Source organism: Streptococcus sp. SS-4456, from assembly GCF_036680365.1.
In the GTDB taxonomy this organism is placed as follows: Bacteria; Bacillota; Bacilli; order Lactobacillales; family Streptococcaceae; genus Streptococcus.
Map to the genome: position 1 here is coordinate 1 of NZ_JAVIHI010000060.1, position 9,927 is coordinate 9,927.

The following is a 9,927-nucleotide window of genomic DNA, read 5'->3' on the forward strand; positions in this document are numbered from 1 at the left end:
ACCTCTACTTTATCATCTTGAGAATGAAAAAAGTAGTGAGTACTCTCTCCCGTCGGAGATTTCTTCACTACTAATCTTAGTATGTTTTTGTAAAATCGGTCTTAAGACTGATGTCTGAACGGGTCGAGTGAGTTATACTATTATCAATCCTAAATATTTTTCATAATCTCCTTAAAAAGCACCGGCCATGTGGTCGGTGCTTTTTGTTAGATTTCTAAAATATAAGTATCCCAGCTGGGTTTGTTTGGTTGTCGGAATTGGTCAGCTAAATGCATGGCGATAGGATCGCAGTCATCAGCCTCAAAGCTAATTTGTTCATATTGTTCAAATAGTTGGCAAATAACCGTTTGGATGAAGGAACCAAAGCTTTGTTCATCTTTTCCGCATACGTAGGCAATTTCATCGGTATCTATGAAGGCACAATTTTTTGAGTCTGTATAAACCAGATCAGGTAAGCTCTTTTCAAATTCTTCTTGACTGGCAGTCCAAGGATTGATGTCTTGGTGGACTGTTTGATAGTAGTCAAAAATTTGCTGACAGGCTATTTGATAAGTTGCGGTGCCTTTGCGGACTATGCTTAAGTTGGAAGTGCCTGTTTGACTGAGATAGTCTTGCTTGGTCACTTCAAATTCGTAACATTTTCGTTTGCAGACAAGGCCTGCTGCGGTGAGGAAATGGATTCTTTCCTGCTCAGCAGAAGATAGCATAACCTGCAGAGGCTTACCTTCTAAGGAAGTCTGTAGGGACTGGAAGAGCTGCTCTGCTATGGTGCAATCATAATCAACCAAATCTAGTCGCAGATAGATATTGGCTTGGTGGTAGGGGTTGCTGTAGGTATGGATGTTGCCGATTGGTCTTCCGTGATGAGAGATGTGGAAGGTGTTGGCTTGGTAGGAAATGTCTAGCATTAGCCTTGAATAAAAGCCGCAATCTCTTCTGCCGTCATGCTGGAGTCGCAGCGGACTTGGACTCCAGTAGGTTTAGCGACCAAGAGACCAGGTACGGTAGGAACTTGGTAGTGATCGCGGAGGGCCTGAAGTTCAGGGCTGACTTGGCTAGAGTCGAGGAAGTGAACGGTCACTTGCTTGTCTTGGGCGACCTTGTGGAGTTTTGGTGCGAAGCGGTTGCAGTAAGGACAGGTTGCTCGTCCGATGAAGAGAACAGCCTCCTCTTTGGCAGCTAGAAGGTTCTGTGCCTGCTCCACAGTCACACTTGTAAAGTCTTGAATGTAATCTTGAAAGTTCATGGTATAAGATGTAAAGGGCCTTAAGTGGACACAGAAAAATAGGGAACAGAACGTCGCAAGCGTCTAGTTCTCGTATATCTTTTTGGCTCAGTCCCTAGTCCGTATTCAGTTCAACCAAATACGGCAGCCCTAGTCCTTTCTCCTTTTTTCTTTAATTATAGGATAAAGCAGAGTAGATTTCAAAAAGTAGCTACGTTTGTGTGGAAGTGAGGCTTTCGCTTTCAAAATGTGAACAAAAATAGTATAATGGTCAAAGATAGTCAAAGAAAGAGGCGATACTATGGCGATGAAAAATACATCAGATTATATCGAAGAGCATATCAAAGCCATCCTAGAGCAAGTCAGCGTGGCAGAATTGCGCCGGAGCGAATTAGCCAGTCGGTTTGAGGTGGTTCCCAGCCAGATAAATTATGTCATCAAGACACGATTTACAGCCAGTCGTGGCTATATTGTCGAGAGCAAGCGGGGTGGTGGTGGTTATATCCGTATTGGTCGAATTACCTTTTCAGACAAGCATGAACTGGTCCATGATTTATTAAACAATATGGGCGAGCAATTGTCTGCGACAGTGTATGCAGATATTCTGCAGTTGTTGTTTGATGAAGGATTGATGACAGAAAGAGAGGGAAATCTTTTTCTGTCAACTGGTTCTGATGAGGTATTGGGTAAGGATGCATCAAGCATTCGTGCTCGAATGATGTGTCAAATATTACGACGTTTAGATAGGAAAGAGGATTAATTCATGAAGATTTCAACTGGTTTACAAAGGGTGTTTGAGGATGCCCAGTTGGTCGCCCAACGCTATGCTTGTGAGTATTTGGAAACCTGGCATATTCTCCTGGCCTTTGTCATCAATCACGATACGGTTGCTGGAGCAGTCTTGGCGGAATATCCTGCTTCTATTTCAGAGTATGAGCATGCGACCTTTGTCGTGACGGAGAAGGTCTATCGTGAAGACTTGGAGAGTTTTCGTATCTTGCCATCTTCTAAACGTTTGGATGAAACAGCTAGTTTGGCCAAGAAAATTGCAGAGGTTGTCAAAGCCAAGGAATTAGGTACGGAACATTTATTTATGGCTATGCTTTTGGATAAGCGTTCGACTGCTAGTCAGATTTTGGATAAAGTCGGTTTTCATTTTGAGGACTCAGATGATAAGATTCGTTTTTTAGATCTACGTAAAACCTTGGAAACACGTGCAGGCTTTACAAAGGAAGACTTGAAATCTATCCGCAGTATCATGAAGGGTGGAAAAAACAAGCCAACCAATGCGGGGCAGATGATGGGGATGCCTCAGCCACAGAGTGGAGGATTGGAAGACTATACTCGTGATTTGACTGCACTAGCTCGAGAAGGAAAGATGGAACCGGTCATTGGCCGTGATGCTGAAATTTCACGGATGATTCAAATCCTTTCCCGCAAGACGAAAAACAACCCTGTCCTAGTCGGTGATGCGGGTGTCGGAAAAACGGCTCTTGCTCTTGGGCTTGCCCAACGTGTCGCTGCTGGCGATGTGCCTGTTAGCCTGGCTAAGATGCGGGTATTAGAGTTGGATTTGATGAATGTGATTGCGGGCACTCGTTTCCGTGGTGATTTCGAAGAGCGGATGAATAATATCATCAACGACATCGAGGAAGATGGTCAGGTGATTCTCTTCATCGATGAGTTGCATACCATTATGGGTTCTGGCTCGGGGATTGATTCGACCTTGGATGCAGCCAATATCCTCAAACCAGCTCTTGCTCGTGGCACCCTCCGTACAGTCGGAGCAACGACTCAGACAGAGTACCAAAAGCATATTGAGAAAGACGCAGCCCTAGTTCGTCGTTTTGCCAAAGTGACCATTGAAGAGCCGACAGTGGAAGATAGCATTGCCATTTTGTCTGGTCTAAAAGGGACTTTTGAGAAATACCATAGGGTCCGTATTGGAAATGTAGCTGTTGAGACTGCTGTAACCTACGCTAAGCGGTATTTGACCAGTAAAAACCTGCCAGATTCAGCAATCGACTTGCTAGATGAAGCCAGTGCAACCGTGCAAAATCGTATAAAAGGCCAAGTCTTAGAAACTGGTTTGACAAGTATTGATAAGGCACTGATGGCTAAAAAATATAAAACCGTGAGTAAGCTATTGCTTGAGGCTAAGGAAGCAACCAAAGCTAGTCAAATCTATGATGTAGAAGTGACGGAAGAAGATATCTTAGAAACCCTTAGCCGCTTGTCAGGTATCCCAGTAGCCAAGCTTAGCCAATCAGATACTAAGAAGTATCTGAATCTGGAAGCAGAATTGCACAAGCGTGTGATTGGGCAGGAAGAAGCTATTTCTGCAGTCAGTAGGGCTATCCGTCGTAATCAGTCAGGTATTCGGACAGGGCGCAGACCGATTGGTTCATTCATGTTCTTGGGACCGACGGGTGTCGGTAAGACAGAGTTGGCTAAGGCGCTGGCAGAGGTTCTCTTTGATGATGAGTCAGCCCTGATTCGTTTTGACATGTCTGAATACATGGAGAAATTCGCAGCCAGCCGTCTAAATGGAGCGCCTCCGGGCTACGTGGGCTATGAAGAAGGTGGCGAATTGACAGAAAAAGTTCGTAACAAACCTTATTCTGTTCTTCTTTTTGATGAGGTTGAAAAGGCTCATCCAGATATTTTCAATGTTCTCTTGCAGGTCTTGGATGATGGTGTTCTGACGGACAGTAAGGGACGTAAGGTTGATTTCTCAAATACTATTATTATCATGACGTCAAACCTTGGAGCAACAGCCCTTCGTGATGATAAGACAGTTGGTTTTGGTGCCCTTGATTTATCTAAGGACCACAAGGAAGTGGAGAAACGCATTTTTGAGGAATTGAAAAAAGCCTATCGTCCAGAATTTATCAACCGTATTGACGAGAAAGTTGTCTTCCATAGCCTAACGGAAACTCATATGCAGGATGTTGTCAAGGTCATGATTAAACCTTTGTTGGCTGTAACAGCTGAGAAAGGACTTACTCTTAAACTGCAACCGTCAGCCCTTAAGTTATTGGCAAAACAAGGTTATGACCCAGAAATGGGGGCTCGTCCTCTTCGTAGACTCTTGCAGACCCAGTTGGAAGATCCGTTGGCAGAGATGTTGCTCCGTGGTGACTTGACTACTGGTTCGACCTTGAAGGTTGGGGTCAAGGGTGAAGAGCTCAAGTTTGATGTGGTCAAATAGGTGGAAAAATGCTAGAACTAAGACCGCTTTTGGAAGAAGAAAAGGAAACCTTTATTGTTCGCGACCAAATGGCTTTTCGTGAGGCCTTGATCGATGATATACCTGAGGGTGAAGAGGTGGTTAGTCGGGAAAAAATTTTGGAAAGCCTACTTGCTCCCAAAGAACCAAGCCCTTCAGGTTTATTGGCAGAATGATTTAGTTGGTGGTGTCCTTGTCCAGATTGATCCAGTAACCAATCACAACTCCTTGGATTTATTGTTTGTTGATGGAAGCCATAAGGGAAAGGGTTGGGCTTGAAAATCTGGCAGGCTCTTGAACAAGCCTATCCAGACACGGAAGTTTGGGAAACACACACACCGCATTTCGAGGTGCGCAATATTCACTTTTATGTCAATAAATGTGGATTTCAGATTGTGGAATTTTTCAATCCTGCCCATCCAATGGAGCATGTGCCTGACTTTCCAGATGCAGAATTATTCTTTCGCTTTGAAAAACAGATGAGCAAATAGAGAGTGGTAAGCTACTCTCTATTTGTTTTTGAACCTTTTTATAAAAAAATATAAATAGATATTGACTTATCTATGGAAATAGAGTATGATGTAAATATAAAAAATAATATAAAGGTGGACTATGAAAAATACAGTAGCAGTTATCTTTGGAACTTTTGCCCCCATGCACAAGGGGCACATTGACTTGATTCAACGAGCAAAACGGGAAAATGGTCGTGCAGTAGTCATTGTATCGGGTTACGATCAGGACCGTGGACACCAGATTGGTTTGGGATTGCAGAAACGCTTTCGCTATATCCGTGAGACTTTCAATGATGAGGGGTTAGTTTCAGTATATAAATTGGATGAAACAGGCATGCCCCCCTATCCAGAAGGTTGGACACCATGGTTAGAAGCTCTTGAAGCCTTAGTGGCTCCTAAGGAAGATGAAGAATTGGTCTTTTATGTATCCGAAAAAGAGTATGCGGAGGAATTGCGGTCTAGAGGCTATTTGGCTTCTTTTACGGAGAGGAATTTCGGCATATCGGCAACCTTGATTCGAGAAAATTCAGCAAAATACTGGAATTCGATTGCTAAGCCTTTCCGCCGTCACTTTTCTAAAAACGTGTTGGTTGTAGGCTCTGCCTCAAATGGAAAGACTACCTTAGTGAGAGACCTGGGGCGCTATTATTCATGTCCCGTTTCTCTGGAGTACGCCCGGTATTACCAACAGCGCTACAATGTACGAGATGATGAGTTGACAGGGAAGGATTACAATTATCTGTTGACAGGCCAATACCGTCAAACTTCGGACTTGATTGATTCGGAAATCAATAGAGGATTGGTCATCGCAGACACCAATGCGACTGTAACAGAAGCTTATTATGATTACTATATCGGTGAGGTATCTAGCTCTTTTCATTCTCTCTGTGCCGATACCGTTAAGAATGAAAAATGGGATTTGATTATCTTTGTATTACCAACGGGATCTTATGTCGATGATGGTTTTCGGGATATGACCATGGCCGATATAGAAATTCGTAATGCCTTTACCGAGCATTTGAAGGAATTGGTTGCCAAAAACCATCCGCAAACCCAGTTGGCTTTTATCGGTGGGAATTATGCAGAAAACTATGCCAAGGCCATTCAGTTGATCGATGGCATCTATCAGGAATATTAGGAGGATATTATGGAACAACTTACCAAATTCATCGACCGTTTTTGGACATCCTTGAAGCAGGTACCGGAAAATATAGTTGCTATTGCAAATAGGGCAAGGAATCTGGGCCTACTTGGGGTCTTGCAGGCAATTTTAGCGGACTTGTTTCAAGGGCGGACGCTCTTTCAATGGTGCTACTTACTGGCCTTGTCTAGTGTGCCGATTGTCTTAGAATTTACAAATGGTGCTACCAATCATGACTGGGTTGGACTATTTACCTCCTGGACGGGTATTGTCTGCGTGATTATGGTGGCGGAGGGTCGTGCTAGTAACTACTTTTTTGGTTTTCTAAATAGTGTGATTTACTTTGCCCTCTCCTATCAAAATATGTTTTATGGAGAAGTGATGACAGCTATCTTTTTCATTGTCATGCAGCCAGTTGGACTTTATGTTTGGTTGACTGCCCGGGTTAATGGAGTGGCGGAAGAGGAGCAGATGGTATTTGAGGCGCGTAAGTTGGACTTGAAGGGCTGGGTCAAATGGCTGGGCTTCACTCTACTGGTTTGGGCAAGTTTTGGTTTGATTTACCAATCTGTTGGCTCAGCTCGTCCATTCCGTGACTCCATCACAGACGGGACCAACTGGACGGGTCAATTTTTGATGACCTATCTTTATCGTGAACAGTGGATTTTCTGGATTGCGACGAATCTCTTCTCTATCTATCTCTGGTGGGGGACTTCTCTTCACATGCAAGCCATGTACTGGGTTTATGCCTTGAACAGTGCGGTCGGTTGGTACCAGTGGTCTAAGTCAATAAAAGAGGGGCAGGTGGCTCAAAATGGCTAGGTCTGCTGGTCTATCAGACAAGGAATACTACGAAAAATGCGGGACGGAGGCAGAGTTTTTATGCTGGTACCAACAGCAAGATTTACCACGATTTGAAAAGCCAAGTGTGACAGTAGATATGGTGGTTTATAGTTTTGTAGATAGTAAAATCAAGCTTTTGCTCATTCGTCGAGCAACCCATCCATGTCAATACAAATTGTCCTTGGTTGGTGGCTTTATTGCCAGAGGAGAAGATGCCTTTCAGACCTGCCAACGAGAAATAAAAAAAGAAGCTGGGCTAGATTTACCACGCCATCATATTGAACAATTGATGACGGTGACAAATCCAGAGCGAGATCCTAGGGGCTGGATGATGACTATTGCTCACTTGGTTTATTTACCAAGTCAAGCCCTGGACTTGGTAAAACCCGGGCCTGATGGCAGAGAACCCATTGTTATTGATGTGGATTTCAAGACATCGCAGTGCTCTTATGAGGGCCAGCTCTTAACTGCAGAGGATTTTGCCTTTGACCATTATGAGATTGTCATGACCTCTATCCAGCGGATTCAAGGTCGGATGAAGTGGAATCCAACCTTTCTCAATCTCCTGCAGCAGCCCTTTAACATCTACGCTGCGACAGACTTGGTCAATCTTATCTCCCCTGATAAAACAATCCTCCATAATAATTTCCTAGCCAAGTATGGCGACTTTGTGGAAGAAGTTGGAGTTGAACGTTTGCCCAAACGCAAACCCAGAAAGACCTATCGCTTAAAAGAAAGTTCATAAAAAGGTAAAAAAACCTCCAGCTCAAACTGGAGGTTTTGATATAGTCGAATGAAGAGCTTTCAGACCAGGGACTGAGTTGCAGGTTGCTAGCACAGCCTAGTGGCTGTGCTAGGTTGGAGATATAATTTGCAAAGCAAGTCACTTCCGCAGAGTACGGCAAACCGAAAGTGTCGACGTATCAAAGTTAATTCAAATGACTATATTATTTAGCAATCCGTTCTTGATAAGCTTCCCTGGCCTGGTCAAAGAGTTCTTGGACCTGCTCGATAGTTTCTGCTCGGGCAACGGCTCCACGGATTTTGGCAGCACCTGCTGAACCACGGAGGTAGTGAGGGGCAAGACCACGGAATTCGCGGACGGCAATGGACTCACCCTTAAGATTGGTCAATCGGGTCAGGTGGTCGAAGGCGACATTGAGTTTGTCGTCAAAGGAGAGGTCGGGCAGGACTTCTCCTGTTTCGAGATAGTGGTTGATTTGGTTGAAGATGTATGGATTTCCCATAGCAGTCCGTCCGACCATGACAGCATCAGCACCGACTTCCTCGATTCGCTGGCGGGCATCTTCTACATTGCGGATGTCGCCGTTTGCGATGAAGGGAATCTTGGTCAGGCTGCCAGCTACCTTGGTCAAGGTCTCAAGGTCAACTGTTCCTGTGTACATCTGTTCGCGGGTCCGTCCGTGCATGGCCAGGGCAGCCACACCGCCACTTTCTGCGGCTAGGGCGTTTTCGACCGCTAGGTCGGTATTGTTCCAACCCGTCCGCATTTTAACGGTTAAGGGAATATCGAGGACCGAGGTCACTTCCTTGATGATGTGGTAAATCTTGTCGGGGTCCTTGAGCCACTTGGCACCAGCCTCGTTCTTGATGACCTTGTTGACTGGGCAACCCATGTTGATATCTACGATATTAGCCTTGGTGTTCTTCTGGATGAAGTCGGCAGCCCGTTTCAGTCCTTCGGCGTCGCCACCAAAAAGCTGGATAGACATAGGGTATTCGTTGTCGTCGATGTGGAGCATATGGAGCGTCTTCTCATTATTGTAGAGAAGGCCTTTTTCAGAAATCATTTCCATAACGACCAGGCCAGCGCCCATTTCTTTGGCAATGGTGCGGAAGGCCGAGTTGGTCACGCCAGCCATTGGGGCCAGCACGCAGCGATTGGGGATTTCCACATCACCAATCATGAAAGGGGTATTGAGATTAGCCATTGATGAGTTCCTCCAAATCGTTTTCGTCAAAGTGGTAATGGGTCTGGCAGAATTGACAGGTGATGTCCACGCCCTTGTCCTCCTCTTTCATCTCTTGTAGGTCCGTCTTTGGCAGGCTGGCCAGAGCATCGAGGAAGCGGTCCTTAGAGCAGTCGCAGACAAAGCCGATTTCTTCTTCTGACAGGCGTTTGAAGTCGTCGTCGCCATAAATGGCCGATAGCAGAGCTTCTATGTGGTTTTCAGAAGCCAGCAAGCTCGAAATGGCAGGCATTTCTTGGATGCGTTTCTCAAAACGAGCAATTTCAGCCTCAGTCGCACCTGGTAAAACTTGTAGCAAGAATCCGCCTGCTACCTTGACCTTATCTTCCTCATCCAATAAAACATTGAGCCCCACCGCAGATGGTGTTTGCTGGCTGTCTGTTAGGAAGTAGGCAAAGTCTTCACCGATTTCACCAGAAATCAATGGGGTCATGGAATTGTAGGGGTGGCCTGTTCCGTAGTCTGTGATGACCAGGAATTGGCCATTACCCACAAGCGGCCCAACGATGACTTCGCCAGTCGCTGTTCGTTTGTAGTCCAGGTCTGGATTTTGAATGTAGCCCTTGACCTGACCTTTGGTATTGGCAACGGAGATGATAGCACCAACAGCACCGCTGGCCAAGATTTTCAGGGTGATCTTTGTATCGCCTTTTTCATTGGCAGCCAAGATCTGATTGGCGATGAGGGTGCGGCCCAAAGCAACGGTTGATGAAGCCATGGTGTCGTGTTTTTCTTGGGCTGTTTTCACTGTTTCTGTGCTGTCCAGCACGAAGGCACGGAAATGCCCGCTCTTTGATAGTGTCTTAATAATTTTATCCATAAGGATTATTATAGCACAAGTGGGGAAAATGGGGAAAGGGAGTGACTGAAAGAAAAAACTGGCTATGACTAGCCAGTTCAGACTGAAGACAAAGTCCTTAGAATTTATTTTCTAAGGGCTTTTCTTCGTATTTAGGAGTATAATATAATAAAAAGGACTTGTGAGG

The 9,927-nt window shown here is 45.0% G+C and carries 11 protein-coding genes; 7 read left to right on the forward strand and 4 right to left on the reverse strand.

Translation table 11 applies throughout. The features are described 5' to 3' along the window. Positions 1-206: 206 nt before the first annotated feature. Complete coding sequence (locus RFK25_RS10905) at positions 207-908, reverse strand: GNAT family acetyltransferase (RefSeq protein WP_332413444.1); 702 nt, start codon at positions 906-908, stop codon at positions 207-209. Next, positions 908-1,246, reverse strand: coding sequence for a thioredoxin domain-containing protein (locus tag RFK25_RS10910; RefSeq protein ID WP_332413446.1), 339 nt, complete (start codon positions 1,244-1,246; stop codon positions 908-910). The genes RFK25_RS10905 and RFK25_RS10910 overlap by 1 nt, the downstream gene beginning before the upstream one ends. 280 nt (positions 1,247-1,526) lie before the next feature. On the opposite strand from RFK25_RS10910, the gene RFK25_RS10915 reads away from it, so the two are divergent. The 7 genes from RFK25_RS10915 (at position 1,527) to RFK25_RS10945 (ending at position 7,695) form a co-directional block, all read left to right on the forward strand. Then, the gene (locus tag RFK25_RS10915; protein WP_332413447.1) at positions 1,527-1,985 is read left to right on the forward strand and encodes a CtsR family transcriptional regulator; all 459 of its coding nucleotides are present in this window, start codon (positions 1,527-1,529) and stop codon (positions 1,983-1,985) included. 3 nt (positions 1,986-1,988) lie between these two features. Next, a complete protein-coding gene (locus RFK25_RS10920; protein ID WP_332413448.1) occupies positions 1,989-4,436 on the forward strand; it encodes an ATP-dependent Clp protease ATP-binding subunit in 2,448 nt (815 codons plus the stop codon). Positions 4,437-4,444: 8 nt separating this feature from the next. Then, a complete protein-coding gene (locus RFK25_RS10925) occupies positions 4,445-4,630 on the forward strand; it encodes a hypothetical protein (protein WP_332413449.1) in 186 nt (61 codons plus the stop codon). A gap of 99 nt (positions 4,631-4,729) precedes the next feature. After that, positions 4,730-4,945, forward strand: a complete 216-nt coding sequence (locus RFK25_RS10930; protein WP_332413450.1) for a hypothetical protein — start codon at positions 4,730-4,732, stop codon at positions 4,943-4,945. 121 nt (positions 4,946-5,066) lie between these two features. Further along, positions 5,067-6,104 (forward strand): AAA family ATPase, encoded by a 1,038-nt coding sequence (locus tag RFK25_RS10935; protein ID WP_332413451.1) that lies wholly within the window; start codon positions 5,067-5,069, stop codon positions 6,102-6,104. Positions 6,105-6,113: 9 nt separating this feature from the next. After that, positions 6,114-6,929 carry a nicotinamide riboside transporter PnuC gene (pnuC, locus tag RFK25_RS10940; protein ID WP_332413452.1) on the forward strand — a complete coding sequence of 272 codons (816 nt, stop codon included), beginning with the start codon at positions 6,114-6,116 and terminating at the stop codon, positions 6,927-6,929. Then, positions 6,922-7,695 (forward strand): NUDIX domain-containing protein, encoded by a 774-nt coding sequence (locus RFK25_RS10945; protein ID WP_332413453.1) that lies wholly within the window; start codon positions 6,922-6,924, stop codon positions 7,693-7,695. Before pnuC ends, RFK25_RS10945 begins: the two co-directional genes overlap by 8 nt. Positions 7,696-7,897: 202 nt before the next feature. Here RFK25_RS10945 and dusB read toward each other — a convergent pair whose 3' ends face one another. Together dusB and hslO are read right to left on the reverse strand one after the other, a co-directional pair. Next, positions 7,898-8,902 (reverse strand): tRNA dihydrouridine synthase DusB, encoded by a 1,005-nt coding sequence (dusB, locus tag RFK25_RS10950; protein WP_012775355.1) that lies wholly within the window; start codon positions 8,900-8,902, stop codon positions 7,898-7,900. Beyond that, positions 8,895-9,761 carry an Hsp33 family molecular chaperone HslO gene (gene hslO, locus RFK25_RS10955; RefSeq protein ID WP_013730589.1) on the reverse strand — a complete coding sequence of 289 codons (867 nt, stop codon included), beginning with the start codon at positions 9,759-9,761 and terminating at the stop codon, positions 8,895-8,897. The genes dusB and hslO overlap by 8 nt, the downstream gene beginning before the upstream one ends. Between the last annotated feature and the right edge of the window lie 166 nt (positions 9,762-9,927).

What these genes read in the sequence shown, in the direction of transcription:
- RFK25_RS10905 (WP_332413444.1), bottom strand. Translation starts at nt 908, where the DNA reads ATGCTAGACATTTCCTACCAAGCCAACACCTTCCACATCTCTCATCAC.
- RFK25_RS10910 (WP_332413446.1), bottom strand. Translation starts at nt 1,246, where the DNA reads ATGAACTTTCAAGATTACATTCAAGACTTTACAAGTGTGACTGTGGAG.
- RFK25_RS10915 (WP_332413447.1), top strand. Translation starts at nt 1,527, where the DNA reads ATGGCGATGAAAAATACATCAGATTATATCGAAGAGCATATCAAAGCC.
- RFK25_RS10920 (WP_332413448.1), top strand. Translation starts at nt 1,989, where the DNA reads ATGAAGATTTCAACTGGTTTACAAAGGGTGTTTGAGGATGCCCAGTTG.
- RFK25_RS10925 (WP_332413449.1), top strand. Translation starts at nt 4,445, where the DNA reads ATGCTAGAACTAAGACCGCTTTTGGAAGAAGAAAAGGAAACCTTTATT.
- RFK25_RS10935 (WP_332413451.1), top strand. Translation starts at nt 5,067, where the DNA reads ATGAAAAATACAGTAGCAGTTATCTTTGGAACTTTTGCCCCCATGCAC.
- pnuC (WP_332413452.1), top strand. Translation starts at nt 6,114, where the DNA reads ATGGAACAACTTACCAAATTCATCGACCGTTTTTGGACATCCTTGAAG.
- RFK25_RS10945 (WP_332413453.1), top strand. Translation starts at nt 6,922, where the DNA reads ATGGCTAGGTCTGCTGGTCTATCAGACAAGGAATACTACGAAAAATGC.
- dusB (WP_012775355.1), bottom strand. Translation starts at nt 8,902, where the DNA reads ATGGCTAATCTCAATACCCCTTTCATGATTGGTGATGTGGAAATCCCC.
- hslO (WP_013730589.1), bottom strand. Translation starts at nt 9,761, where the DNA reads ATGGATAAAATTATTAAGACACTATCAAAGAGCGGGCATTTCCGTGCC.